This is a genomic window from Bradyrhizobium sp. CCBAU 45389 (assembly GCF_028128625.1).
Classification (GTDB): Bacteria; Pseudomonadota; Alphaproteobacteria; order Rhizobiales; family Xanthobacteraceae; genus Bradyrhizobium; species Bradyrhizobium liaoningense_B.
Window position 1 is genome coordinate 831119 of the sequence record NZ_LBIY01000002.1, and the last position, 24988, is coordinate 856106.

Below are 24988 nucleotides of genomic sequence, written 5' to 3' on the forward strand. Positions count from 1 at the left end.
TCCGTTTCTTGCCGTTGTCTTGTCGTTTCTTGTTAGCCTCGAAGGGCGTTGCCGCCCTCATCGAAGCGGTGAATGCGCTGGGGGTCCGGCACCAGCGAGACGCGGTCGCCGGCGTGCAGGCTCAATTCGCCGATGTAGCGCGCGGTCAGCATCCCTAGCGGGCCGGCATCGACATAAAGAAACGTGTCGCTGCCGAGATGCTCGGCCACCGAGATCGTTCCCTGCCAGCCGCCTCCGCCCTCCCGCTCGATCTTCAGATGCTCCGGTCGCACGCCGATCGTCGCCGCGCCTTTCTGCAACGCCGGCTCACCGGTGACGAAATTCATCTTGGGCGAGCCGATGAAGCCGGCGACGAAGAGATTGGCGGGCCGTTCGTAAAGCTCCAGCGGCGAGCCGTATTGCTCGATCTTGCCACCGTTGAGCACGACGATCTTGTCGGCCATGGTCATGGCCTCGACCTGGTCGTGGGTGACGTAGATCGCGGTGGTGCCGAGCTGCTTCTGCAGCCGTGTCACCTCGATGCGCATCTGCACGCGCAGCGCGGCGTCGAGATTGGACAGCGGCTCGTCGAACAGGAACGCCTTGGGCTCGCGGACGATGGCGCGGCCGATCGCGACACGCTGGCGCTGGCCGCCGGAGAGCTCGCGCGGCTTGCGGTCGAGATAGGGCGAAAGGTTCAGCGTCGCGGCGGCGGCCTCGACCTTGCGGTTGATCTCGTCCTTGGCGAGGCCAGCCATCTTCAGGCCAAAGCCGATATTGCCGCGCACGCTCATATGCGGATAGAGCGCGTAGGACTGGAACACCATCGACAGCCCGCGCTTGGCCGGGGGCGTATCGACGACGTTCTTGCCGTCGATCAGGATCTTGCCGCCGCTGACGTCCTCGAGCCCCGCGATCAGCCGCAGCAGCGTGGTCTTGCCGCAGCCGGACGGACCGACGAACACCACGAACGAGCCATCGGCGATGTCGAGGTCGGCCCCCTTGATGATGTGTACCGGGCCGAAGGATTTCTGCACGCCCTGAAGTGTGATCCGACCCATGGCAGCCCCCTTATTTCACCGCGCCAAAGGTGAGCCCGCGCACGAGCTGCTTCTGGCTGAACCAACCGAGGACGAGAATGGGCGCGATCGCCAGCGTTGACGCCGCCGACAGCTTTGCCCAGAACAGCCCTTCCGGGCTCGAATAGGAGGCGATGAACGTCGTCAGCGGCGCAGCGTTCGAGGTCGACAGGTTCAGCGTCCAGAACGCCTCGTTCCAGGCCAGGATCAGGTTGAGCAGCAGCGTGGACGCCAGCCCCGGGATCGCCATCGGCGTCAGCACATAGACCAGCTCGCGGCCGATGGTGGCGCCGTCCATGCGCGCGGCCTCCAGAATGTCGCGCGGGATCTCCTTGAAATAGGTGAAGAGCATCCAGATCACGATCGGCAGATTGCCGAGGCACAGGATGAAGACCAGGCCGATGCGGGAATCGAGCAGGCCGAACGTCTTGAAGATCAGGTAGATCGGCACCAGCACGCCGACCGGCGGCATCATCTTGGTCGAGAGCATCCAGAGCAGGATGTCCTTGGTGCGCTTGGTCGGCGAGAACGCCATCGACCAGGCTGCAGGGATCGCGATCAAGAGCGCAATCAGCGTCGAGCCGCCGGCGATGATGATCGAGTTCATCGCATGGTGGAAATAATCGCTGCGCTCCTGCACCGTGGCATAGTTCTCGGTGGTCCAGTGGAAGAACAGGAAGGACGGCGGAATGGCGAAGGCTTCGAGCTCGGTCTTGAAGCTCGCCAGCACCATCCACAGGATCGGGAAGAAGATCAGGAAGCCGAAGAACCAGGCCCCGATCGTCGAGATCACCACCCGCTGTCTCGTCGCCATCCGCGCCATGCTTCAAGCCTCCAGGTTGCGGCCGACGATGCGGACAAGGAAGAAGGCGACGATGTTGGCGATCACCACCGCGACGAGACCGCCGGCGGAGGCGCTGCCAACGTCGAACTGGATCAGCGCCTGCGAATAGATCAGGAAGGCGATGTTGGTGGTCGACAGCCCCGGGCCACCGCCCGTGGTGACGTAAATCTCTGCAAAGACGGTGAGCAGGAAGATGGTCTCGATCAGGATCACCACCGTGATGGGGCGCGCGAGGTGCGGTAGCGTGATGTAGATGAAGGTCGAGACGGCGCTGGCGCCGTCCATCTCTGCCGCTTCCTTCTGCTCCTCGTCGAGCGATTGCAGCGCGGTGAGCAGGATCAGCGTCGCGAACGGCAGCCATTGCCAGGCCACGATCAGGATCACGGCAAACAGCGGCACGTCGTTGAACCAGTCGATCGGCGTCAGATGAAACAGCGAGGCGAGCCAGGCAAACAGCCCGGAGACCGGATGCATCAACAGGTTCTTCCAGACCAGCGCGCTCACCGTCGGCATCACGAAGAACGGCGCGATCACCATCAGCCGCACGAAATTGCGGCCGATCACGGGCTGGTCGAGCAACAGCGCCAGGGGAATGCCGAGCAGGATCGTCAGCGCCAGCACCGAGCCGACCAGCACCAGCGTGTTCTGGAGCGAGGCGAGGAAGGCGGGATCGGTGAGGAAGTAGCGGAAGTTCTCCAAGCCAATAAAGGCCTCGGAGCCGGGATCCAGCAGGCTGTAATGCAGCGTCGAGAAATAGAGCGTCAGCGCGAGCGGGACGATCATCCAGACGAACAGCAATCCGACGGCCGGGGTCAGCAGCGACCTCGCGAGGAATTGCGTCTGCCGGGTTGCCATCAACGCTTCTCCGCTGAGTGGAAGAAGGCGGCCATCCATCCGGGGCTGGGCTGATGGATGGCCGCCAGTTTGAGCTCAGGAGGAAGAGCTCGGTTGGGTCTTACTTGATGTAGCCGGCGCGCTTCATCTCGCGCTCGGTCTGGGATTGCGCCGCGGCAAGCGCGGCATCGACCGTCATCGAGCCGGCAAGTGCCGCGGAGAATTGCTGGCCCACCTGCGTGCCGATACCCTGGAATTCGGGGATCGCGGCGTATTGCACGCCTACATAGGGCACCGGCTTCACCGTCGGCTTATTGGGATCGGCGGCGTCGATCGAGGCCAGCGTCAGCTTGGCGAACGGCGCGACCTTCAGGTACTCATCGTTCTGGTAGAGCGAGGTGCGCGTGCCCGGCGGCACATTGGCCCAGCCCTCCTTCGACGCCACCAGCTTGGTGTAGTCCTTGCTCGTCGCCCAGGCGATGAACTTCTCGGCGGCTTCCGTCTTCTTGGAGCCGGCCGGGATCGCGAGATTCCAGGCCCACAGCCAATTGGCGTTCTTGCCGAGCCCGGTGTTGGGCGCGAGCGCGAAGCCGACCTTGTCGGCGACCTTGGAGTCCTTGGGGTTGGTGACAAAGGACGCCGCGACCGTGGCATCGATCCACATCGCGCATTTGCCGGCGTTGAACAGCGCCAGATTCTCATTGAAGCCGTTGGAGCTCGCGCCGGGAGGGCCGGCTTCCTTCATCAGGTTCACATAGGTGGTGAGCGTCGTCTTCCATTCCGGCGTATTGAACTGCGGCTCCCACTTTTCGTCGAACCAGCGCGCGCCGTAGGAATTGGCCATCGCCGAGAGGAAGGCCATGTTCTCGCCCCAGCCGGCCTTGCCGCGCAGGCAGATGCCGTAGGTGCCGGCGTTCTTGTCGGTCAGCTTCTTGGCCGCGTCGATCACGAAGTCCCAGCTCGGCTTTTCCGGCATCTTCAGGCCGGCCTTCTCGAACAGGTCGGTGCGATACATCACCATCGAGCTCTCGCCGTAGAACGGCGCGGCATAGAGCTTGCCGTCGGCGGAGACCGCGTCCTTGATCTTGGGCAAGAGGTCGGCGACGTCGTAATCGGCGCCGAGATTGGCGAGCGGCACCAGCCAACCCTTCTTGGCCCAGATCGGCACCTCATAGGTGCCAATGGTGAGCACGTCGAACTGGCCCCCCTTGGTGGCGATGTCGGTCGTGACGCGCTGGCGCAGCACGTTCTCCTCCAGCGTCACCCATTTCACGGTGATGTCAGGATTCTTCTTGGTGAATTCACCCGTCAGCCCCTGCATGCGGATCATGTCGCCATTGTTGACGGTGGCGATGGTCAGGGTCGTTTCGGCCATCGCGGGGACGGCCAGCAGGACAGACGCGCCGCAGACGGCGCCCAGAACATGTTTCACGGTGACCTCCCTTGGACTCGCGCTTTTGAGCATATGCCCACGCGTTGGGCGTATGTTCAACTGAGGGACTGGGCTTGTCAAGCAGGCGCGTGGACGTTCCAGCAACTTATGAGTGCTGCGGTGCGGGAGTGATGGAAGGTGTTGCCTCGTCCACGGCTGTCATGCCCCGCGAAAGCGGGGCATCCAGTACGCCGCGGCCCCTCGGTTTAGCCACCACGGCCTCTGGAATACTGGATCGCCCGCCTTCGCGGGCGATGACAGCGATGTAGGTGGAGAGAACTACAGCCTCGCGAAGCGCGCTGAAAACCTGAGTGCCCTACCGCTCCAGGATCGCCCTTGCCGTCGTCTCGTCCGTGATCAGGCCATTGATCAGGCCGCCGCTCAGCGCAGCCCCGATGGCCGCCACCTTGGCGGCACCGACGGCGGCGCCGATGGTCGTGGTCTTCGCCGGCACTTCCGGCGGAATGCTGGTGAGGCGCTTGTTGGTGCCGGCCTTGAGCAGGCGTCCCTTGGCATCATAGGCCCAGCCGGTGATCTCGCCGATGGCGCCCAGGCGCATCATCTCGAACAATTCGTCGCGGGTGACGAAGCCGTCGACGTGCACCTGCGCCTTCTGGTCCATCTGGCCGATGCCGACGAGGCGCAAATCGGCCCTGGCCGCGACCGCCTTCACCTTGGCGATCGGCTCGATGCGCACCATCTTGTTGCGCTCGTCCTCCGACGACATCAGGAACGGCAGCGGCATCGGATAGTGCCGCGCGCCGGTGCGGTCGGCGAGCCGGCCGACGGTGTCGTAGAAGCTCGCCGAACCGTCGGCGGAGATATTGCCGACCAGCGAGACGATCTGGTGATTGGGCCGCTCGATCGGCGTGACGCGCTCGACCGCGGCTCGCACCGCCCTCCCCGTGCCGAGCGCGACGATCACGGGCGTCTCCGAGCGCAGGGTGGAATCGAGCAGATTGGCGCAGCGCTCGGCAATGCCTGCAGTTGCCTGCGGCGCGGCAGGATCGGCCGGCACCACCTCGCAATGCACGAGGTGGAACCGTTCCTTCAGGCGCGCCGACAATTCCATGCAGGCGGCGATGGGATGTTCGAGCCGGAAGGTGATCAGCCGCTCGGCGAGGCACAGCGAGACCAGCCGCTGCGCCGAGGCGCGCGAGACCTGGAGCATCTTTGCGATCTCGTCCTGGGTGTGGCCGGCAATGAAATAGAGCCAGCCGGCACGCGCGGCGTCGTCGAGTCTCGACTTGTCGTTCTCGGCGGCCATACGGGCTCACATCTCCCAGAAATCGCTCATGCGCGCGAAGACCCGATCGGCTCCGGCGGCGGACAATATAGCCCGGCCGTCGCGGGCACGATAATGGCCGCCGCCGACAAATCCCCAGACGGTCATGCCGGCCGCCTTGGCCGCCTGCACGCCGCTGACGCTGTCCTCGATCACCAGCGTGCGCGAGGGCGGCGTTCGCATGTTCTCGGCTGCATGGAGAAAGAGATCGGGCGCCGGCTTGCCGTGCCTGACCATCTGCGCGGTGTAGAGCCGATCGCCGAAATGCGCGCGAAGACCAGTGACGTCGAGCGAGAGCGAGACGCGGTCGAGGTCGCTGGACGAAGCCACGCAGAACGGCACGGTCAGTCCCGAGATCACCGCCTCCACCCCGGGGATCGGTTCGAGCGAGGCGGCAAACGTCTCCAGCACACGCGACTTCAATCGCGGCAGGAAGCTGTCCGGCAGCGACTGCCCGAGATCGCGGTAGTGCTGCTCGACCGCCTTGGTGCTGCGTCCGAGAAACAATTCGACCGCCTGCTCTTCGCTCAGCGCGATTCCAAGCTCGGCCAGCGCCGAAGAGAGGCAGCGGCAGCTCAACAGTTCGCTGTCGACGAGCACGCCGTCGCAGTCGAAGATGATCAGATCGGGTTTTGGCCGGCCCTGGTCCATCCGGCCATTCGATCATATACTCAATGTTTGAGCAATAGCTCAGGAAGGAACACGGTGCCGCGGTATTCCCGCATCAATGCGCCACCTGCCGGTAGATCGCCGGCAGCGCCGCGGGCAGCCGCTTGATGTTGCCGACGATCGCATAGCCGCTATGGCCGAACAGCGTCGGAAAATAGGATTGCGCCGCCGCGTCGATCGTCACGCCGAAGACCGCGATACCGAGCCGGCGCGCTTCCTGCACGGATTTTCGGGTGTCTTCGAGCGCAAAGCGGCCCTCATAATGATCGACGTCGTTCGGCTTGCCGTCGGTGAGGACGAGCAGCAGCTTCTTGCGCTGCGACTGGCGCGCAAGCTCGGCCGAGGCGTGGCGCACCGCCGCGCCGATCCGCGTGTAATAGCCGGGCTTGAGCGCACCGATGCGGCGCTCGACCACGCCGCTCATCGGCTCGCCGAACGCCTTGACCGTTTCGAGCCGCACCCAGGAGCGCCGGCGCGAGGTGAAGGTCAGGATGCTGTGGTGATCGCCGCAGGCCGACAGCCCGTGCGCAAGCACGAGCAGCGCCTCCTTCTCGACGTCGAGCACCCGGTGGCCATCGGCCCAGGCATCCGTCGAGAGCGAGACGTCGACGAGCAGCGTGACGGCGAGATCGTGCCCTTGCGGGCGCATCGCCATGTGGACGCGATCGAGACCATTGCTGCTGCCGGCGCGGAGGTCGCACCTCGCACGCACCAGCGCATCGAGGTCGAGGTCATGTCCGTCGGCCTGGGCCCGCATCAGTTCATGACGCGGCCGCAAGACCTCGAAGCGGCGACGCACCTGGCGGATGTGCCGGCGCATGGTCTCGTCAGGCGCCCAGCTTTCACCTCGCTCCGAAGCCGGAGATGCGAGCACGCGGCAATGATCGGGCAGATAGGAGCTGCTGCGATAATCCCATTCGGGATAGGTCAGCTCCGCATTCAGGCGCGAGGCATCGAGCGCCTCGGGCGGCAGATCGAGATCGAACTTGAACCGGCTCGCCGGCTTGCCGCTGCGGCGGCTGAGCGTGATTTCCTCGAGATCGTCGGCCGCCTTCTGCGCGTCCTCGTCCTCGCTGTCGTCCGAGGGGCGATCGACATTGACCATCTCGGCCATCGCCAGGTTTTTTTCGAAGCGGTTGAGCACGAAGGGATCGCGGCGATTGGCGCCGTCCTCACGCTCGCGCACGGCGAAGCGCTTGCGATTGTCCTGGGCCGTGAGCTCAGCACCATCAGCGCATTCATCCTCGCCCGCATACGCGGGCGTGAGCTCGCGCGTCCAGCAATCGCCCCAGAGCGGGCACGGCAGGATCGGACGATAGCCCGGCGGCGCCTTGTCCGGCAGCGGTCCCGTTCCCATCATGGCCGGCCACAATTGTCCCGCGGGCGCGGGTCCCGCGCCGAGCAGGGCGAGAACGATCCGCTCGATCTCCTGCTCGATGCGCGGCAGGGGGCGCCGCGGCCGGGCCTCGGCGGTCGCCGCGGCAAGCTGCGCGTAGTCGGCGGCGAGCCCGGGAAACTGCGTGAGCACAAAGACCGCCGTTTCGGCGGCGCGGCGCAGCGCGAGGAGATCGCGCCGGAGCGGATCGGCCTCGGTGATCGCCTCGACCGGCGCGACCGCGAACCAGGCCGCGAGCCAACGATAGAGCGATGCATTGAGTTCGCGGTCGGCGAAAATCGCGATGCTGTCGGGGAGGAAGATGGTCGCGGCGTCACGGCCCGGCTGCTCGAGGCGCTCGTCGCCGAGGCCGATGCGTTGCCGCCAGCCGAGCCGATGGCTGGACTTGCGCGCGCCAGCGCTCGCGATCTGCACGCCCGCCTCACCGCCGAGCGCGCGGAACATCACCGCGAGCCTGTTTCTCACTTCGGCAAGCGAGACCGCGTGATCGGGGTGAACCGGATAGCTCGCGGTGCCGCCGACCATCCGGTGCCAGGCACGGCCGACCGTCTCCTCCAGTTCGAGGAAGTCGAGCATGGGACCCGCCTCACCCGATCACGGCGCGTGCGACGTCGAGCAGTGCCGCCTTGACGTCGGCATCGTCGGTCAGCGGCTCGATCATGCCGGCGAGCACCGCCTCCGCCGTCGGCATGCCGGCGGCGATCAGGGTCGCGCAATAGACCACGAGGCGGGTCGAGACGCCCTCCTCCAGATCGTGGCCCTTGAGTGCGCGCAGCCGGCCGGCCAGCGCCACCAGCGGCCGCACGCGCTCCGGCGACAGTCCGCTCTCGGCCGCGACCACCGCGATCTCCTGCTCCGGGGCCAAGAAGCCGAACTCGATGGCGACGAAGCGCTGCCGCGTCGACGGCTTCAGCGCCTTCAGCAGCGTCTGGTAGCCGGGATTGTAGGAGACCACGAGCATGAATCTCTCCGGCGCGGCGAGCTCCTCGCCGGTGCGCTCCAGCGGCAGGATGCGGCGATCGTCGGTCAGCGGATGCAGCACCACCGTGACGTCCTTGCGCGCCTCCACCACCTCGTCGAGATAGCAGATGCCGCCCTCGCGCACCGCGCGTGTCAACGGACCGTCGGTCCATACAGTGTCGCCGCCCCGCAAGAGATAGCGGCCGGTGAGATCGGCTGCGGTGAGATCGTCGTGGCAGGCCACGGTGTGCAGCGGCAAGCCGAGCCGCGCCGCCATATGCGCGACGAAGCGGGTCTTGCCGCAGCCTGTCGGCCCCTTGAGCAGGACCGGAAGCTGGTGCCGCCAGGCGTGCTCGAACAGCGCGCATTCGTTGCCGCTGGCGACATAGGCCGGCAACGCGGGGGCCGGTGCCGTGACGGCGTGAAGGGCAGGTTTCATGGTCATTCCTCGCAATTCACATTGAGACGGCGGCCGCGGCGAACCGCGGCCGCCGTGAGCGTTTACTCGGCCGGCTGCAGCGCGGCCGGAATGGCCACCGTCTTCTCGCGGCCCGGCACCAGCACGGCCCACACGAACATCAGCGCAGAGATCGCGACGAACACGCCCGACCCGAGCCGGATCCAGTAGAAGAAGGCGAGCTGATCCTGCACGTCCATGTAGCCTTGGCCGAGCACGCGCTGGAGATGGACCTGGACCACGCCGGCGAAGGTCAGCGCGAAGGTCATGGTCATCATGGCCGTGCACATGATCCAGAAGCTCGCCATGCTCAGCCACTGGTTATAGGGCGCGCGCCCCTTGAGCTGCGGGATCGCATAGGCCATCACCGACAGGTTCAGCATCACATAGGCGCCGAAGAAGGCGAGATGGCCGTGCGCCGCGGTGACCTGCGTGCCGTGGGTGTAGTAGTTCACCGAGGACAGCGTGTGCAGGAAGCCCCAGACACCGGCCCCTAAGAACGCCATCACCGAGCAGCCGACCGACCACAACAGCGCGGCGCGGTTCGGATGCTTCCGGCCGGCCTTCCAGGTCATCTGCACCGTGAAGATCACCATGGTGAAGAACGGCGCGACCTCCAACGTGGAGAACAACGAGCCGATCCACTGCCAGTAGCCGGGCGCGCCGATCCAGTAGAAGTGATGGCCGGTGCCGAGGATGCCGGAGAACAGCGCCAGCCCGATGATGACGTAGAGCCACTTCTCCACGACCTCGCGGTCGATGCCGTTGAGCTTGATCATGAGATAGGCGAGCACGGAGGCCATGATCAGCTCCCAGACGCCCTCGACCCAGAGATGGACGACGTACCACCAGTACATCTTGTCGACCGCGAGGTTCGCCGGGTTGTAGAAGGCGAACAGGAAGAAGATCGCAACGCCCCACAGGCCGAACAAGAGGATGTTCGTGACCGTGGTCTTGCGGCCCTTCAGCGCCGTCATGGTGACGTTGAACAGGAACATCAGGCAAACCACGACGATGCCGACCTTGATGATGAAGGGCTGCTCGAGGAATTCGCGGCCCTCGTGGTAGTGGAAGAGATAGCCGACCACGGCGACACCTGCCGCGCCGAAGAACATCCAGAACTGGATCTTCGCGAGCAGCGGGCTGTACAGCTCGGTCTCGGTTTCCTCGGGCAGCAGGAAGTAGGTCGCGCCCATGAATCCGATCAGCGACCACACGATCAGCGCGTTGGTGTGGATCATCCTGACGATGTTGAACGGCAGGAGGGTCGAGAGCGTGTTGGGCAGGACGTAGATGGTTCCGGCGAGCAGGCCGAACAGGACCTGGGCCAGGAACAGCGTCAGCGCACCGTAGAAATACAGCATCGCGACTTTCTGGGTTTGGTATTTCATCTCGGGTTCTCTCTGTCTTGAAAGAGGAATTCGGCCTGCTCAGCCGGCCTTGTTCGGCGGCCATTCCTGGCGCTTGATCGTCGAGGTCCATTGCAGGAAATCGGCGAGGTCGTTGAGCTCCTGGTCGGTCAGGTTGAACTGCGGCATCTGCCGCCGGCCCGGCGCGCCCGAGGGCTGCGCCTGCATCCAGGCCTTCAGCGTCTCGCGCGCGCCGGCCGGGTCCTCCTTGCCGCCCCAGCGATCCCAGACGTTGCCGACCTCGGGGGCGAAATAGGCGCCCTCGCCCAGCAGCGTGTGGCAGTTGATGCAGGAGTTCTTCTCCCAGACATGCTTGCCGCGGGCGACCGACGACGTCAGCGTCGTCGCATCGGTCGAGCTCGTGGCCATGTAGTAATGGCTGTGCGCCGTCAGCCCTATGAAGATGGCGAAGAAAAAGGCCGAGCCGCCGTAGAACACGTTTCGAGCGGCCGACTTGGTCAGGCGTTCAGCCATTGCCAATCCTTTCCGGTTGCTTCTGCGAAATAGCGATGCGGCGATTTATTGCCGCTTTGCCCGGTCCGTTCTTTGTCAGGGCGCAATGAGCGCGTCAGATCAGGGTGACGACGGCGGAGGCGAGCCAGGCAAGCAGCAGCACGATCAGGATCCAGGCGCTGACGAGGCCGCGCCAAAGCGCGGGCGCCGCGCGGAGGTCGAGGAAATCGAGCGCAATCCGGCGGCCCTTGATCACGGCAAGCGCCAGCAGCACGGCGTTGCCGAGCAGCGGACGCGGCATCAACGGCGGAATCAGGATGGTCGCGAGCGCGAGGCCGATCAGTGCGATCCAGGTGATATCGATACGATCCGGCATCGTCATTGCACCAGATAGAGAACCGGGAACATGACGATCCAGACCAGGTCGACCATGTGCCAGAAGGCGGCGCTCGTCTCGACGCCGGATACCTCAGCGCGGCGGCAGACCAGGGCGAGGATGACGATGCCGAGGCCGACGTGCAGGAGATGGAAGCCGGTCAGCAGGAAGTAGAGCGTGAAGAACGGGCTGGTTTCGAGCCCGACGCCTCGCCCGATTTCTTCCGCATATTCGGCGAGCTTGATTGCGATGAAGAGGCTGCCGAGCGCCATGGCGATGAGGAGCCAGCGGCGCGAAGCCCGCTTCGCATTGGCGCGTGCGGATTTGGTCGCCCGGGCCGCGGCCCAGCCGCTGGTCACCAGCACGACGGTGTTGAGGCCGGCGAGGTTCGAATCGAGCGTCGCCTGCCCGGCTGCGAACACCGCCGGATGAATCGCGCGCGCAACCACGAAGGCGCCGAGGAACAGGCCGAAGGCGACGAGCTCGCTGAAGATCAGCACCCAGATCATGGGATCGCCGGGGAGATCTTGCAAAATTCCCCAGCCGGTTTCCTGTTGTTCGCACTCGGCCGTCGACATCGTCTTTCCGGATCAGGACACCGGCCAGACTTAGCCGACCCGTCGAGCTCGGAATTTGTCGCAGGACAAACTGGGAGACGCCGGCGCGCGTTAAGAACCGGCTCAGGGTTCCCAGAAGTGACGAACGATCACATGAGTGATGCACAAATCGGGCTGATGACCGCGACCCCCATCATCATCGCCTTTGCGATCGCGCTGAGGCGAATGGGCGTGTTGTCGACGGTCGCGACCATATCGGCGGTGAGCCTCTCCGTCGCGATCGCGACGGTGCTGTTCACGACGCAGTAGGCGGGGCGGGCAAACGAATCCCCCCTCGTTCGAGGGGATCGATGATGGCAATGCGCGTGCGGGCAGCGCATCGCAGGGTTCAAAACAGGACAAAGGCCCCGATCAGCAGCCCCGCGGCAAAGGAGCAGAGTCCCAGGGTGGAGGCTGACACGATGCGGACGAGGGTGCGAAGTTTGTCCTCGTACTCTTCTTCCGTCATCTCATGGTACGGAGCCGTCATCGGCGCTGCCCTGCCCATGCCTTGCCCGGCGCCGCGGATTTATGCCCCAAATCATGGTGAAGGCGAGGCATTGGCCGCCGCCGCAATGCCGATACCGTGATCGAATTTGACGATAATTGTCGCAATCACCGCCGGGCGGACGCCGCGCGGAGGTGTGCCTATACCCACCTTTGCATTCGCGCGCGCCCTACCGCCGCTGGTTATACACATCGATGCACACCGCTCCCAGCAGCACCAGGCCCTTGATGACCTGCTGGTAGTCGATGCCGATGCCGAGGATGGACATGCCGTTGTTCATCACGCCCATGATCATGGCGCCGACCACCGCGCCGCCGACGCGCCCCACCCCGCCATAGGCCGAGGCGCCGCCGATGAAGCAGGCGGCGATGACGTCGAGCTCGAAGCCGAGGCCCGCCTTGGGCGTTGCGGTATTCAGCCGCGCGGCGAAGACGAGGCCGGCGAGCGCGGCCAGCACGCCCATGTTGACGAAAGTGAGAAAGGTCAGCCGCTCTGTCTTGATGCCCGACAGGCTCGCCGCCTTGGCGTTGCCACCGACCGCATAGATCTGCCGGCCGATCACGGTGCGGCGGGTGACGAAGCCGTAGAGCGCGATCAGCGCGGTCATGATCACCAGCACGTTGGGCAGGCCGCGATGCGAGGCGATCAGATATGTGAAATAGAGCACGGCGCAGGCGAGCAGAATGCTCTTGCCGAGGAAAAACGCGTAAGGCTCGACCTCGATGCCGTGCGCCTGCTCCCGCGACCGTCCCTTGGCGCTGGCATAGACGAGGCCGAGCGCGAGCACGGCGCCGATCAGCATGGATGTCGGATGCAGCGTGCCGGCCTCGGGCAGCAGTTCCGGAATGAAGCCGGAGGACAATTTCTGGAAGGTCGGCGGGAACGGCCCGAGCGACTGGCCCTGCAGCACGGCGAGCGCGAGGCCCTTGAACACCAGCATACCTGCCAGCGTGACGATGAAGGACGGGATCTTGAAATAGGCCACCCAATAGCCCTGCGCCGCACCGATGGCGGCGCCGAGCGCGAGGCAGGCGATGAAGGCGAGCGTATAGTCGACCTTGTAGGTCACCATGAGCAGCGCCGCCACGGCGCCGACGAAGCCCGCGACCGACCCGACTGAAAGGTCGATATGGCCGGTGACGATCACCAGCAGCATGCCCAGCGCCATGATCACGATGTAGCTGTTCTGCAGCACCAGATTGGTGAGGTTGAGCGGCTGCAGCAGCGTGCCGCCGGTCATGACCTGGAAGAACAGCATGATCGCGATCAGCGACAGCAGCATGCCGTAATTGCGCAAATTGTTCTTGATGAAGCTGCCGTGCCGGCGCTCCTCGGGCAGCGATACCGTCTTGTCGGTCATGACCGCACAACTCCCATCTCCGCGGCCTCAGGCACGCCGTTGCTTCGTTCGTTGCGCATGATGGCGCGCATGATCTTTTCCTGTGTCGCTTCCGCGCCCTTGAACTCGCCGACGAAGGCTCCCTCGTTCATGACGCAGATGCGGTCGCAGATACCGAGCAGCTCGGGCATCTCCGAGGAGACCACCACGACGCCGCGGCCGGCCTCCGCCAGCTCGTTGATGATACAGTAAATCTCGTATTTGGCACCGACGTCGATGCCCCTTGTCGGCTCGTCCAGGATCAGGACCTTGGGATCGGTCATCAGCCATTTCGACAGCACCACCTTCTGCTGGTTGCCGCCGGAGAGCTGGCCGGTCTCCTGGTAGACGTCGGAGCAGCGGATGCGCATGCGGTTGCGGTAGTCGCTGGCAACCTTCAGCTCCGCGATGTCGTCGATCACCCTGCCCGGCGCGACCTGGTCGAGGCTCGCCAGCGTGATGTTCTTGCGCACGTCGTCGGCGAGGATCAGGCCGAGCTGCTTGCGGTCCTCGGTGACATAGGCAAGCCCTGCGTCGATCGCCGCGGCGACGCTCGGCAGCGCGATCTCGCGGCCTTCGAGCCGGATACTGCCGCTGATATTGGTGCCCCAGGAGCGGCCGAACAGGCTCATGGCGAATTCGGTGCGCCCCGCCCCCATCAGCCCGGCGATGCCGACGACCTCGCCGCGCCTGACGCCGAAATTGACGTTCTTGATCACCTGCCGCTCGGGATGGATGGGGTGATAGACCGACCAGTTCGCGACGTCCAGCACGGGCTCGCCGATCTTCACGCTGCGCTCCGGGAAACGGTGCGCCATATCGCGGTTCACCATGCTGCGGATGATGCGGTCTTCCTGGATCGGCTCGGCATGGCAGTCGATGCTGTCGACGGTGCGGCCGTCGCGCAGCACGGTGATGTGGTCGGCGACCTTGGCGACCTCGTTGAGCTTGTGCGAGATCAGGATCGAGCCGATGCCCTGCTCGCGAAACGCCATCAGGCGTTCGAGCAGCGCAGCGCTGTCGGCCTCGTTGAGGCTCGCGGTCGGCTCGTCCAGGATCAGCATCCGCACCCGCTTGGACAGTGCCTTGGCGATCTCGACCAGTTGCTGCTTGCCGACGCCGAGATCGGTGATCAGCGTATCCGGCGATTCTTTGAGGCCCACTTGGGCCAAGAGCTCCCGCGTGCGTCGATAAACCTCGTCGCGGTCGATGACGCCGAACTTCGACGGCGGATGCGACAGGAAAATGTTTTCCGCGATCGACATCAGCGGGATCAGCGCCAGCTCCTGATGAATGATGATGATGCCGAGCGCCTCGGAATCGTTGATGTCGCGGAAGCGGCGCTCCTCGCCCTCGAAGACGATGGTGCCCTCGTAGCTGCCGTGCGGGTAGACGCCGCTCAGCACCTTCATCAGCGTCGACTTGCCGGCGCCATTCTCGCCGACGAGGGCGTGGATCTGCCCGGCCTGAACCGAGAAATTGACATCACGCAGCGCCTGCACTCCGGCAAAGCTCTTGCTGACGTTTCGCATCTCCAGCATGGCGGTCATTGCATCGTGTTCCTCAATCGCCGTCATTCCGGGGCGATGCGACAGGACCGCGAAGCGCGTCCTGGAGCATCGAACCCGGAATCTCGAGGGTCCGGGTTCGCCCTTCGAGCGCCCCGGAACGACGGAGTACTAGTTCTACTGGAACTGCGACTTCTTGTAGTAGCCGCTGTCGACCAGGGTCTTCTCCCAATTGTCCTTGTAGACCACGACTGGCTTGAGCAGGTAGGACGGCACGGTCTTGACGCCGTTCTCGTAGGTCTTGGTGTCGTTGACCGTCACTTGCTTGCCTGCGAGCGCGGCATCGACCATGTCGGCGGTCACCTTGGCGAGGTCGCGGGTGTCCTTGAAGATGGTCGAGTATTGGTCGCCGCGCAGCATCGCCTTGATCGACGGTACCTCTGCGTCCTGACCCGAGATGATCGGCATCGGTTGGTCGGCGCTGCCATAGCCGACGCCTTTCAGCGAGGAGATGATGCCGATGGAGAGGCCGTCATAAGGCGACAGCACGGCGTTGACCTTCTTGTTGCCGTAGTAGGCGCTGAGCAGATTGTCCATGCGGGCCTGGGCGGTGGCGCCGTCCCAGCGCAGGGTCGCGACCTTGTCCATGCCCATCTGGCCGGACACGACGACGAGCTTGCCGCTGTCGATATAGGGCTTCAGCACGCTCATGGCGCCGTTGTAGAAGAAGTAGGCGTTGTTGTCGTCGGGCGAGCCGCCGAACAGCTCGATGTTGAACGGGCCCTTGCCGTCCTTCAGGCCGAGCCCCTGCACGATCGACTCCGCTTGCAGCACGCCGACCTGGAAATTGTCGAAGGTCGCGTAATAGTCGACGTTCGGCGTGCCGCGGATCAGGCGGTCATAGGCGATCACGGTAATGCCCTTTGCCTTCGCCTGCTTGAGCACGTCCGACAGCGTGGTGCCGTCGATCGCGGCGATCACCAGCGCTTTCGCGCCCTTGGTCACCATGTTCTCGACCTGCGAGAGCTGGTTCGGAATGTCGTCCTCGGCGTATTGCAGGTCGGTGTTGTAGCCGCGCTCCTTCAGCACCTTGACCATGTTGTTGCCGTCGTCGATCCAGCGCGCCGACGACTTCGTCGGCATGGCGATGCCGACGGTTGCCTTGTCCTGGGCAGAGGCGGGCGCGCCCGCGATCAGCGCAGCGGCGCTGGCGAGAGCAAGCGCGAGGAAGGTCGTCTTCAGTTTCAGCATATTTCACTCCCTTTGGGTGTCGGACTGTTTCTTCGTTTCGTCGAGAACGTAGTCGTGGGTTGCCTTTGGTCTCCTATGCGAGCTTGACGTCGGGCTCTGCGCGACCGCGCGCGGATGCTTCGAGCAGAAAGGTGCAGCCGGCTTGCGGATCGGCGGCGCGTGCCGCCGCGTCCATGTCCTGCCAGGCCGAGGTGACGAGCAGGCGCGACAGGTCGGGGCCGACGAAGGCGGGGCAGCTCGCCTGCTTCGCCGGCACGCTGAGCGAGCGAAGACGCTCGCCCTGCGGCGAGTAGACATCCACGCGGCTCGCGCCCCAGCACGCATTCCAGATCTGCCCGTCGGCATCGCACACCGAGCCGTCGAGGCCGCCGATACCACTATGGCGCAGCAGCACCTCCGGCTCGCCGCGCGGCAAGCCGGTCGCGGGATTGAGCGGCACGGCATAGAGCACGGCGCGCGGGGTGTCGGTGAAATAGCCGGTGGCGCCATCCGGCGAGAAGCAGATCGAGTTGGGAATGCTGATGCCGGGAAACAGCGTCGAGATCTTGCCGCGGTGGAGCGCATAGATCGCCCCAGCCTTTGGCTCGGCCTTCTTGCCCATGGTGCCGATCCAGAACGTGCCGGATTGATGCACGCGGCAATCGTTGGACCGCGTAGCCGGATTGTCCGCTTCGAGCGGACAGAACAGCGTCATCGCGCCGTCGGCGAGCTCGCGGATGTAGAGGCCGTCCTCCGCCACGATCAACTGCCTGCCGACATCGATGCGCCCGAGCGCGCTTGCCATCCGGCCGAGCGCGTGGATGCGGACAGAACCGCTGCTTAGCTGCGCCTCGAACAGCTTGCCCTCGCGAATGTCGAACCACCAGGCCGTGTCGGTGGTCACATCATAAGTCGGCCCTTCGCCGAGATGACAGTGCTCAGCCGATAGAACCGAAGTCGGCACCTGTTCCGTCATGGCGCCCTCACCCCAAAGCGATAGACGGTGTGATGCCGATAGACTTGGCCGGGATCGAGGCGCGGGCTCGGAAAGTCCGGCCGGTTCGGCGCGTCGGGCCAGATATGCGGCTCCAAACACATGGCGTCCGATTGCCGGATCAGCTTGCCGCCCTTGCCCGAGATCGTGCCGTCGAGATAGTTGCCGGAATAGACCTGGAGCCCGGGCTGATTGGTGAGCAGCTCCATGACGCGTCCCGAGCGCGGTGCCTCGAGCCGCGCCGCGAGCGCAAGCTTTCCCTCGCGGCCGAGGCAATAGGTGTGGTCGTAGCCCCTGCCGTTTCGCAATTGCTGATCGCTCTCGCGGATGCGCTCGCCCACCGATCTCGGTTCGCGGAAGTCGAACGGCGTGCCGGCAACGCTGCGCGGCGGCTCCGGCAACGGAATGGCGGTGGGATCGATCGCGAGGAAATTCTCGGCCGCGACCGTGAGTTTGTGGTCGAGGATCGGCGTGCCTGAGGTGGCGCCTTCCAGATTGAAGAAGCTGTGATTGGTCAGGTTGACGATGGTCGGCCGGTCGGTCCGCGCTTCCATCGTCAGCGACAGCTCGGTCGGGCCGGTGACGCGATAGGTCAGGCGCACGTCGAGCTTGCCTGGATAATTCTCCTCGCCATGCGGGCTCGAATAGGTGAGCGTCACCGCGGGCTCGGCGCCCTCGTCGATTTCGGCAATCTCCCAGAGCTTGCGATCGAAACCGCCGAGGCCGCCATGCAGCGCGTTCGGACCGTTGTTGACGGGGAGCTGCACCGTCTCACCGTCGAGCGAGAACTGTCCCTTGGCGATGCGGTTGGCGTAGCGGCCGACGGTGGCGCCTAAAAACTTCCGTTCGGCGAGATAGCCGGCGAAGGCGTCATGGCCGAGCACGACGTCGTCGGTGCCGCCTTTGGTATCAGGCGCGATCAGCGCCTGGATCACCGCGCCATGGGTGATGATGCGAGCCTCGAAGCCGCCCTCCCCGCGCAGCACGATGCGCTCGACCTTGCGGCCGTCGGGCAGCGTTCCGAAGACGTCTTGTTCTATTTTCCTTGAGCCGGCCATGTTCAGTCCACAAACGGTTCGACGATCGTGCGCTTGCCGAGCAAGAAAGAGTCGGCAACGAGACGCAGCGGCGCCAGATCGACATCGCTTGCGCCTGACGCCGCCAGCTTGACGAAGCGCTGGTACAGCTCGCGATATTCCCGATCGGGAGCATCCGCAATGGCCTTGCCGTCGACGGCCATCCGCCGGCCGCCGTCAGACAATGTCATCCGGCCCTGATCTGTTTCCACGAGGATATCCCAGCTCTGCGGGCCGGTCTGCCGGAAGTCGAATTCGGCGGTGATGGGCAGGCCGCCAATGTCCGTCAGGTTCAGCTTCGCGGCGATCGGCGCCTGGCAATTGGCGGGGAAGGCAAGCTCGGCCGCGGTGACGAACACGGGCTGCGGCAGGATGCGGGTCAGGATCGAGAGCGCGTTGATGCCGGGGTCGAACACGCCGAGGCCACCGGGTTCCCAGATCCAGGCCTGGCCGGGATGCCAGACGCGGACGTCTTCCTTCCAGTTGATGCGCACGGATTTGATCCGGCGGCTCGCCAGCCATTCGCGGGCCGGCTCGACCGCCGGTGCGTAGCGCGAATGCCAGGTCGCAAACAGCGTCCGCTTTGCTTCCGCAGCCATCGCGGTCAGCGGATCGAGCTCGGCAACGCCGGTGCCCGGCGGCTTCTCCAGCATGACATGCTTGCCGGCTGCGAGCGCCGTGGCGGCCTGGGCGCGGCGCACCTGCGGCGGCGTGCAGAGCGAGACGGCGTCGATCGGCGGACCTTTGTCCAGCAGCTCCTCGATGGTGGCGAAATGCGGCACGTCCGGCAGCGAAGCATTGCGGCTCGCCACCGCCGCGAGCGTTGCGCCCGGTGTCGCCGCGATCGCGCCCACATGCTGGTCCCGCGCGATCTTGCCGAAGCCGACGATGGCGATGCGAAGGTCTGTCACGCTTGTTCTCCGGTATCTGCCGACGGCAGCGACTCGGCCGGGGCGGTCTCGATCACCGTACCCTCGTGGCGGCGCATGCCGTTGTGAATGACATAGACCATGGCCTCGGACGCGGCATCCGCGTCGCCCGTGGCGATGGCATCGACGATCTTCTGGTGCCAGAGCAGCACGGTGTCGCGCTCCTCCGGCTCGACGGGGGCGCTGAGCAGGAACGAGGCGCGCAACGCGGCCTCGATGACATGGCCGATAGAACGCATGAACAGATTGCCGGAGGCGCGCGCCACGCCAACGTGAAGCGCGAGATCGGCATCGGCAAAGCCGACCGAGTCGGAGGCTTCACGCCGCATGCGATCCATGCAGCGGCGGAGCTCGGCGACGTCCTCCTCGGACCGCTGCACTGCTGCGAGCATCGCCGCGCGCGGCTCGACCGCCAGACGGATCTCGGCGAGGTCGTTGAGAAAGCGCTTGTCGATGCCGGCGTCGAGGTGCCAGGCCAGCACGTCGGCGTCGAACATGTTCCAGGCGCCGCGCTCGCGCACGACGGTGCCGACCCGCGCCTTGGTGGTGAGCAGGCCCTTGGCGACCAGCGTCTTCACGCTCTCGCGCAGCACCGGGCGCGACACCCCGAACATCGCGATCATCTCGGCATCGCCGGGCAGGCGCGTGCCTTCCGCGTAGCGGCCGGCGATGATGTCGACGCCGATCGAACGGGCGACCTCCGCATGGTTGGAGTGGGCCCGCCGGGTCGGGATCACGACGATGCGCGAAGTCATGACGCCGCTCCCACACGTTTCGCCGCCGGCCGGCGCGCCAGCGCGACCAGACCCTGCTGCAGCGCGATGAAGGCGAACAGTAGCACGCCGGTCGCGATCTTGGTCCACCAGCTCGAGAGCGTCCCGTCGAAATTGATGTAGGTCTGGATCATGCCCTGGATCAATACGCCAAGGAAGGTTCCGATCACCGAGCCCTGCCCGCCCGTGAGCAGCGTGCCGCCGATCACGACGGCGGCGATGCTGTCGAGCTCGACGCCGACGGCAGAGAGCGAATAGCCGGCGCTGGTGTAGAAGGAGAAGACGATGCCGGCGATCCCCGCGAGCAGGCTCGACAGCATGTAGATCTTGATCGTCATCTTGCCGACGGCAACGCCCATCAGGCTGGCGGTGGTCCGGCTGCCGCCGAGCGCATAGACGTTGGCGCCGAACCTCGTGAGATGCAGCAGCAAGGCGCCGCCGATCACGATCACGAGCATGATGATCGCGATCGCCGTCAGTCGTCCGCCGCCGGGCATGCGCAGCGCGAAGTCCGACACGGTCGAGTAGATCGGAGCCGTGATCGGCACCGATTCCGTCGAGAGCAGGAAGCTGGCGCCGCGAGCGAGGAACATCCCGGCCAACGTGACGATGAAGGGCGGCAGGTCGAAGACGTGGATCACCGCCCCCATCGCCGCGCCAAAAGCCGCCGAGAGCGCGAGGATGGCGACGAAGGCGACCAGCGGCGGCACGCCCCAGCGCTCGATGGCGAGCGCGACGAACACGGTGGTGAAGCCGATCACCGAGCCGACCGAGAGGTCGATGCCGCCGGAGATGATGACGAAAGTCATGCCGACAGCGACGATGCCGAGGAAGGCGTTGTCGGTGAGGAGATTGCCGACCACGCGGGTGGAGGCGATGTTGGGGAATTGCACGGCGCAAGCCGCGAAGCCTGCGACGAGCACGATGGCGGTGATGAGGACCGGCGGCAGGCCTTTCATGCTTTGGTCCCCCGCAGCCGCGCGGCGATCCCGGCGAGACCGGAGAATTTCGGCGATTGCAGCAGCAGCACCGCGAGCACCACCACCGCCTTGACCAGCAGGTTGAACTCCGGCGGATAGCCCGACAGCAGGATGCCGGTGTTCATGGTCTGGATGATCAGCGCCCCCAGCACCGCCAGCACGAGACTGAAGCGGCCGCCGAACAGCGAGGTGCCGCCGATCACGACGGCGAGGATCGCGTCGAGCTCGAGCCAGAGGCCGGCATTGTTGGCATCGGCACCCATGATGTCGGCGGCCGCGATCACGCCCGCGAGCGCGGCGCAGACGCCGCACCAGACATAGACCGCCAAGATCATCGCACGGGTGCCGACGCCGGCCAGCTCGCTCGCGCGCGCATTGCCGCCGGTCGCCTCGATCAGGAGACCGAGCGCGGAGCCGCGCACCACCGCGCCGGTGAGGATCAGCATCCCTAAGGCAATCACGACCGGTACCGGCAGGCCGAGCACCGAGCCATTGCCGAGCCAGACCAGATCCGGCGAGGAGAACGTGACAATGCGCCCTTCGGTGATGAGCTGGGCGATGCCGCGCCCGGCGACCATCAGGATCAACGTCGCCACGATCGGCTGCATGCCAAGCACGGCGACGAGAAAGCCATTCCACAAGCCGCAGACGAGGCCGGCCCCGAGCGCAGCCGCCAGCACGACTGGCAGGCCGTGGCTGTCAGCAAGACTTGCCGCGATCGCGCCGCAGATGGCCATCACCGCGCCGACGGAGAGATCGATGCCGCGCGTCGCGATCACCAGCACCATGCCGAGCGAGAGCAGCGCCACCGGCGTGCCGCGATTGAGCACGTCGATCAGGCTGCCGAACAGGCGGCCGTCCTGGAGGCGCAGGTCGAAGAATTGCGGCGACACCACGCGATCGACCGCGAGGATGACGATCAGCGCCAGGATCTGGGCAAGGCCGCGGCGCGGCAGCAGCGCTGTCATGTGTGGGCCTCAAGCGCAACTGTGACGCTATCGGCGGCAATGGCGGCGAGAATGTTGCCGACGTCGATCGCCTCGCCCGCGAGCTCCTCGATATGGGCGCGGTCGCGCAGCACGACGACGCGGTCCGAATAGGTCACGATCTCGTCGAGCTCGGAGGAGATCACGAGCAGCGAGAGCCCGTCGTCGCAAAGCTCGCGGATCAAGCGGATGATTTCGGCATGCGCGCCGACATCGATGCCGCGGGTCGGCTCATCCAGCACGAGAAGCCGCGGCGAGGTCGCGAGCCAGCGCGCCAGCAGCACCTTTTGCTGGTTGCCGCCGGAGAGCAGGCCGACGGGACGCTCCGGGTCGGGCGGGCGGATGTCGAGCATCCTGACGTAACGGCGCGCGATCTCGTCCTGCTCGCGGCGCGACAACGGGCGATGCAGACCGTGCTTGGCCTGGAGCGCGAGCACGATGTTCTCGCGCACGCTGAGCTCGGCGACGATGCCGTCGGTCTTGCGCTCCTCCGGACAATAGCCAAAGCCGTGGCGGACGCCGTCGCGCGGCGACTGCAGCCGGACGGCTGCGCCCTCCACCTTCGCCTGCCCGCGATCGGCACGCTCGGCACCGAACACCAGCCGCGCCGTCTCGGTGCGGCCCGAGCCGAGCAGGCCGGCAAGTCCGACGACCTCGCCGTGGCGCAGCTCGAGACTGAATGGCGCGACATAGCCGGCCTTGCCGTAATTCTCGAAGCTCGCACACACCTCGCGAACCTGATGCTCGCGCGTTGCCGCCCGCGCGCTGGTGGTTTCCGCAAGCTCGCGGCCGAGCATCATGCGGATCAGCTCGAGGCGCGGCAGCGAGGCGGTTTCGCGCTCGCCGACGAGGCGACCGTTGCGCAGCACAGTGATGCGGTCGGAGATCTCGTAAACCTGGTCGAGGAAGTGGCTGACGAAGACGATGCCGATGCCGCGCCGCGCGAGCTTGCGCATGATGCCGAAGAGGATCTCGACCTCGTGGCGGTCGAGGCTCGCGGTCGGCTCGTCCAGGATCAGCACGCGCGCGGAGAGATCCACCGCACGGGCAATCGCGGTGACGTGCTGGATGGCCACGGAATAATTGCCGAGCGGCGCGGCGACGTCGATATCGAGACCGAAATCGGCAAGCAGCGCCTTGGCGCGGCGGCGCATCTCGCCTTCGCGCACGATGCCGAAGCGCATCGGCTGGCGGTCGAGGAACAGGTTCTGCGCCACCGACAGGTTCGGCAGCAGGTTGACCTCCTGGTAGACGGTGGCAATGCCGGCCTGGAGCGCAGCCTTGGCCGAGCGCGGCGCGACCTCTTGGCCGCCGAGCCGGACGATGCCGGCATCGCGGGCGAATACGCCGGTGACGACCTTGATCAGGGTGGACTTGCCGGCGCCGTTCTCGCCGAGCAGCGCATGGATCTCGCCGGCGCGCAGCGTGAAGTCGACCTCCTGCAACGCACGCACCGCACCAAAGCTCTTGCTGATCCCGCGCACCTCCAGTAGCGGCAGAGCAGGATCAAGGCTGTTTTCCATCGCGACGTCACTCCCACCGGCGCCCGCAAACGATGCGGACACCCAGCCTATTCGCTCGCGCAGCGGTTTCGAAGGGGGTGCCGGACCGCAAAGCGCGGTCCGGCGAAGCCCGCCTCAGTAACCGAGGCCCTTCTTGCTGTCGTAGATCTTCTGCGGATCGTCGGCGGCCGTATAGAGCTTGGACTCGGTCTGGATCCATTTCGGCGGCACCGTGCCCTTGTCCTTGAAGGCCGCGATGGCGTCGAGCGCGGGGCCGGCCATGTTCGGCGTCAGTTCGACGGTGGCGTTGGCTTCGCCGGCGGCCATCGCCTTGAAGATGTCGGGGACCGCGTCGATGGAGACGGTGAGGATCTCCTTGCCGGGCTTGAGGCCGGCTTCCTTCATCGCCTGGATGGCGCCGACCATCATGTCGTCGTTGTGGGCATAGACCGCACAGATGTTCTTGCCGCCGCCTTCGGCCTTGATGAAGCTCTCCATGACTTCCTTGCCCTTGGCGCGAGTGAAGTCGCCAGTCTGGCTGCGCACCACCTTCAGGTTCGGATGTTTGGCGACGGCGGTGTCAAAGCCCTTCTTGCGGTTGGCGGCGACGCTGGCACCGACCGTGCCCTGCAGTTCGACGATGTTGCAGGCCTTGTTGCCGACGGTCTTGGCCAGCCAATCGCCGGCGACCGCGCCTTCGTGCACGCTGTCGGAGGTGACGGCGGTGAGATAGAGCTCCTTGCCCGAGGGATCGATGTCGCGGTCGAGCAGCACGACCGGGATCTTGGCCTCCTTGGCTTCCTTCAGCACCGAATCCCAACCGGTCGAGACGACGGGGGCGAGGAAGATCGCGTCGACGTTCTGCGCGATGAAGGAGCGGATCGCCTTGATCTGGTTCTCCTGCTTCTGCTGCGCGTCGGCGATCTTGAGATTGACCTGGCGCTTACTGGCCTCCTGCTTGGAGACCGACGTCTCGGCCGCGCGCCAGCCGGATTCCGATCCGATCTGCGAGAAGCCGATGGTGAGCTGGCCGGCACTCGCCGGCACCGCGAGCAACAAGGCGGCCGTGGCGCTGGCCGCAAAGAGGGCTTTAGGGGTCATCAGGCGTGTCTCCCAAGATGTTATCCGGGGCGCCGATTGGTAGCATGGCACCCACAGGCCGGCCTTTGGGGCGGCGGAAGGCACTATTTCACGGAAGATGGGTTCCGACTAGTCATATTATTTGACTATTTGTCGGAAAACGCGCGGGAGCGGCGGCGGCGGTTTTAAGACACGCTCAGCGCGATTTTGTTCCGGGGATGCAACGGGGAGATGAAGGAAATTGTGGGAGTTGGATCGCCTCGCTACACTTGGTT

24 protein-coding genes are annotated in these 24988 nt (G+C 65.4%); 1 reads left to right on the forward strand and 23 read right to left on the reverse strand.

Annotated features, from left to right (window positions below):
• Positions 1-32: 32 nt before the first annotated feature.
• From XH79_RS03625 to XH79_RS03680, 12 genes are all read right to left on the reverse strand, one after another.
• Complete coding sequence (locus XH79_RS03625; protein WP_271580692.1) at positions 33-1040, reverse strand: ABC transporter ATP-binding protein; 1008 nt, start codon at positions 1038-1040, stop codon at positions 33-35.
• A gap of 10 nt (positions 1041-1050) precedes the next feature.
• A complete protein-coding gene (locus tag XH79_RS03630) occupies positions 1051-1881 on the reverse strand; it encodes a carbohydrate ABC transporter permease (protein ID WP_271580693.1) in 831 nt (276 codons plus the stop codon).
• Positions 1882-1884: 3 nt separating this feature from the next.
• Positions 1885-2757, reverse strand: coding sequence for a carbohydrate ABC transporter permease (locus XH79_RS03635; RefSeq protein ID WP_212344148.1), 873 nt, complete (start codon positions 2755-2757; stop codon positions 1885-1887).
• A 100-nt stretch (positions 2758-2857) separates the two neighbouring features.
• Positions 2858-4168: an ABC transporter substrate-binding protein gene (locus XH79_RS03640; RefSeq protein ID WP_212344146.1), complete on the reverse strand. Its 1311-nt coding sequence runs from the start codon at positions 4166-4168 to the stop codon at positions 2858-2860.
• 316 nt (positions 4169-4484) lie between these two features.
• Positions 4485-5435: a sugar-binding transcriptional regulator gene (locus tag XH79_RS03645; RefSeq protein WP_271580694.1), complete on the reverse strand. Its 951-nt coding sequence runs from the start codon at positions 5433-5435 to the stop codon at positions 4485-4487.
• Between the two features lie 6 nt (positions 5436-5441).
• Complete coding sequence (locus XH79_RS03650; RefSeq protein WP_271580695.1) at positions 5442-6104, reverse strand: HAD family hydrolase; 663 nt, start codon at positions 6102-6104, stop codon at positions 5442-5444.
• A 73-nt stretch (positions 6105-6177) separates the two neighbouring features.
• Positions 6178-8094 carry a nitric oxide reductase activation protein NorD gene (locus XH79_RS03655; RefSeq protein WP_271580696.1) on the reverse strand — a complete coding sequence of 639 codons (1917 nt, stop codon included), beginning with the start codon at positions 8092-8094 and terminating at the stop codon, positions 6178-6180.
• Positions 8095-8104: 10 nt separating this feature from the next.
• Positions 8105-8917 carry a CbbQ/NirQ/NorQ/GpvN family protein gene (locus XH79_RS03660; protein ID WP_271580697.1) on the reverse strand — a complete coding sequence of 271 codons (813 nt, stop codon included), beginning with the start codon at positions 8915-8917 and terminating at the stop codon, positions 8105-8107.
• 62 nt (positions 8918-8979) lie between these two features.
• The gene (locus XH79_RS03665) at positions 8980-10326 is read right to left on the reverse strand and encodes a cbb3-type cytochrome c oxidase subunit I (RefSeq protein ID WP_212344137.1); all 1347 of its coding nucleotides are present in this window, start codon (positions 10324-10326) and stop codon (positions 8980-8982) included.
• Positions 10327-10365: 39 nt separating this feature from the next.
• On the reverse strand, positions 10366-10818 hold the full coding sequence (locus XH79_RS03670; protein WP_018647685.1) for a c-type cytochrome: 453 nt from the start codon (positions 10816-10818) through the stop codon (positions 10366-10368).
• A 94-nt stretch (positions 10819-10912) separates the two neighbouring features.
• Positions 10913-11173, reverse strand: a complete 261-nt coding sequence (locus tag XH79_RS03675) for a cytochrome C oxidase subunit IV family protein (RefSeq protein ID WP_271580698.1) — start codon at positions 11171-11173, stop codon at positions 10913-10915.
• A 2-nt stretch (positions 11174-11175) separates the two neighbouring features.
• Positions 11176-11751, reverse strand: coding sequence for a cytochrome c oxidase subunit 3 family protein (locus tag XH79_RS03680; RefSeq protein ID WP_271580699.1), 576 nt, complete (start codon positions 11749-11751; stop codon positions 11176-11178).
• Positions 11752-11883: 132 nt separating this feature from the next.
• On the opposite strand from XH79_RS03680, the gene XH79_RS03685 reads away from it, so the two are divergent.
• Positions 11884-12039: a hypothetical protein gene (locus XH79_RS03685; protein WP_200875155.1), complete on the forward strand. Its 156-nt coding sequence runs from the start codon at positions 11884-11886 to the stop codon at positions 12037-12039.
• Positions 12040-12446: 407 nt separating this feature from the next.
• On the opposite strand, the gene mmsB is transcribed toward XH79_RS03685, so the two are convergent.
• The 11 genes from mmsB to ytfQ form a co-directional block, all read right to left on the reverse strand.
• On the reverse strand, positions 12447-13637 hold the full coding sequence (mmsB, locus tag XH79_RS03690) for a multiple monosaccharide ABC transporter permease (protein WP_212344128.1): 1191 nt from the start codon (positions 13635-13637) through the stop codon (positions 12447-12449).
• On the reverse strand, positions 13634-15205 hold the full coding sequence (gene mmsA / locus XH79_RS03695; RefSeq protein ID WP_271580700.1) for a multiple monosaccharide ABC transporter ATP-binding protein: 1572 nt from the start codon (positions 15203-15205) through the stop codon (positions 13634-13636). Before mmsA ends, mmsB begins: the two co-directional genes overlap by 4 nt.
• A gap of 135 nt (positions 15206-15340) precedes the next feature.
• On the reverse strand, positions 15341-16414 hold the full coding sequence (gene chvE / locus XH79_RS03700) for a multiple monosaccharide ABC transporter substrate-binding protein (RefSeq protein WP_271580701.1): 1074 nt from the start codon (positions 16412-16414) through the stop codon (positions 15341-15343).
• Positions 16415-16487: 73 nt separating this feature from the next.
• Positions 16488-17369 carry an SMP-30/gluconolactonase/LRE family protein gene (locus XH79_RS03705; RefSeq protein ID WP_271580702.1) on the reverse strand — a complete coding sequence of 294 codons (882 nt, stop codon included), beginning with the start codon at positions 17367-17369 and terminating at the stop codon, positions 16488-16490.
• Complete coding sequence (locus tag XH79_RS03710; protein ID WP_271580703.1) at positions 17366-18445, reverse strand: aldose epimerase family protein; 1080 nt, start codon at positions 18443-18445, stop codon at positions 17366-17368. Before XH79_RS03710 ends, XH79_RS03705 begins: the two co-directional genes overlap by 4 nt.
• Positions 18446-18447: 2 nt before the next feature.
• Entirely contained in the window at positions 18448-19374 is a 927-nt protein-coding gene (locus XH79_RS03715) for a Gfo/Idh/MocA family protein (protein ID WP_271580704.1), read from the reverse strand.
• The gene (locus XH79_RS03720; protein ID WP_271580705.1) at positions 19371-20147 is read right to left on the reverse strand and encodes a FadR/GntR family transcriptional regulator; all 777 of its coding nucleotides are present in this window, start codon (positions 20145-20147) and stop codon (positions 19371-19373) included. The genes XH79_RS03715 and XH79_RS03720 overlap by 4 nt, the downstream gene beginning before the upstream one ends.
• Positions 20144-21124: a galactofuranose ABC transporter, permease protein YjfF gene (yjfF, locus tag XH79_RS03725; RefSeq protein WP_271580706.1), complete on the reverse strand. Its 981-nt coding sequence runs from the start codon at positions 21122-21124 to the stop codon at positions 20144-20146. The genes XH79_RS03720 and yjfF overlap by 4 nt, the downstream gene beginning before the upstream one ends.
• Positions 21121-22113: an ABC transporter permease gene (locus XH79_RS03730; protein WP_271580707.1), complete on the reverse strand. Its 993-nt coding sequence runs from the start codon at positions 22111-22113 to the stop codon at positions 21121-21123. The genes yjfF and XH79_RS03730 overlap by 4 nt, the downstream gene beginning before the upstream one ends.
• Positions 22110-23654 carry a sugar ABC transporter ATP-binding protein gene (locus tag XH79_RS03735; protein WP_271580708.1) on the reverse strand — a complete coding sequence of 515 codons (1545 nt, stop codon included), beginning with the start codon at positions 23652-23654 and terminating at the stop codon, positions 22110-22112. Before XH79_RS03735 ends, XH79_RS03730 begins: the two co-directional genes overlap by 4 nt.
• A 114-nt stretch (positions 23655-23768) precedes the next feature.
• Positions 23769-24734 (reverse strand): galactofuranose ABC transporter, galactofuranose-binding protein YtfQ, encoded by a 966-nt coding sequence (ytfQ, locus tag XH79_RS03740; protein ID WP_271580709.1) that lies wholly within the window; start codon positions 24732-24734, stop codon positions 23769-23771.
• Positions 24735-24988: the final 254 nt, after the last annotated feature.

Excerpts from the sequence above, each read along its gene's own strand:
- chvE (WP_271580701.1), bottom strand. The coding sequence starts at position 16,414 with ATGCTGAAACTGAAGACGACCTTCCTCGCGCTTGCTCTCGCCAGCGCC.
- XH79_RS03720 (WP_271580705.1), bottom strand. The coding sequence starts at position 20,147 with ATGACTTCGCGCATCGTCGTGATCCCGACCCGGCGGGCCCACTCCAAC.
- XH79_RS03735 (WP_271580708.1), bottom strand. The coding sequence starts at position 23,654 with ATGGAAAACAGCCTTGATCCTGCTCTGCCGCTACTGGAGGTGCGCGGG.
- XH79_RS03645 (WP_271580694.1), bottom strand. The coding sequence starts at position 5,435 with ATGGCCGCCGAGAACGACAAGTCGAGACTCGACGACGCCGCGCGTGCC.
- ytfQ (WP_271580709.1), bottom strand. The coding sequence starts at position 24,734 with ATGACCCCTAAAGCCCTCTTTGCGGCCAGCGCCACGGCCGCCTTGTTG.
- XH79_RS03680 (WP_271580699.1), bottom strand. The coding sequence starts at position 11,751 with ATGTCGACGGCCGAGTGCGAACAACAGGAAACCGGCTGGGGAATTTTG.
- XH79_RS03630 (WP_271580693.1), bottom strand. The coding sequence starts at position 1,881 with ATGGCGCGGATGGCGACGAGACAGCGGGTGGTGATCTCGACGATCGGG.
- XH79_RS03625 (WP_271580692.1), bottom strand. The coding sequence starts at position 1,040 with ATGGGTCGGATCACACTTCAGGGCGTGCAGAAATCCTTCGGCCCGGTA.
- mmsA (WP_271580700.1), bottom strand. The coding sequence starts at position 15,205 with ATGACCGCCATGCTGGAGATGCGAAACGTCAGCAAGAGCTTTGCCGGA.
- XH79_RS03710 (WP_271580703.1), bottom strand. The coding sequence starts at position 18,445 with ATGGCCGGCTCAAGGAAAATAGAACAAGACGTCTTCGGAACGCTGCCC.
- XH79_RS03675 (WP_271580698.1), bottom strand. The coding sequence starts at position 11,173 with ATGCCGGATCGTATCGATATCACCTGGATCGCACTGATCGGCCTCGCG.
- XH79_RS03655 (WP_271580696.1), bottom strand. The coding sequence starts at position 8,094 with ATGCTCGACTTCCTCGAACTGGAGGAGACGGTCGGCCGTGCCTGGCAC.
- XH79_RS03730 (WP_271580707.1), bottom strand. The coding sequence starts at position 22,113 with ATGACAGCGCTGCTGCCGCGCCGCGGCCTTGCCCAGATCCTGGCGCTG.
- mmsB (WP_212344128.1), bottom strand. The coding sequence starts at position 13,637 with ATGACCGACAAGACGGTATCGCTGCCCGAGGAGCGCCGGCACGGCAGC.
- XH79_RS03685 (WP_200875155.1), top strand. The coding sequence starts at position 11,884 with ATGAGTGATGCACAAATCGGGCTGATGACCGCGACCCCCATCATCATC.
- XH79_RS03635 (WP_212344148.1), bottom strand. The coding sequence starts at position 2,757 with ATGGCAACCCGGCAGACGCAATTCCTCGCGAGGTCGCTGCTGACCCCG.
- XH79_RS03705 (WP_271580702.1), bottom strand. The coding sequence starts at position 17,369 with ATGACGGAACAGGTGCCGACTTCGGTTCTATCGGCTGAGCACTGTCAT.
- XH79_RS03650 (WP_271580695.1), bottom strand. The coding sequence starts at position 6,104 with ATGGACCAGGGCCGGCCAAAACCCGATCTGATCATCTTCGACTGCGAC.
- XH79_RS03670 (WP_018647685.1), bottom strand. The coding sequence starts at position 10,818 with ATGGCTGAACGCCTGACCAAGTCGGCCGCTCGAAACGTGTTCTACGGC.
- XH79_RS03665 (WP_212344137.1), bottom strand. The coding sequence starts at position 10,326 with ATGAAATACCAAACCCAGAAAGTCGCGATGCTGTATTTCTACGGTGCG.
- XH79_RS03660 (WP_271580697.1), bottom strand. The coding sequence starts at position 8,917 with ATGAAACCTGCCCTTCACGCCGTCACGGCACCGGCCCCCGCGTTGCCG.
- yjfF (WP_271580706.1), bottom strand. The coding sequence starts at position 21,124 with ATGAAAGGCCTGCCGCCGGTCCTCATCACCGCCATCGTGCTCGTCGCA.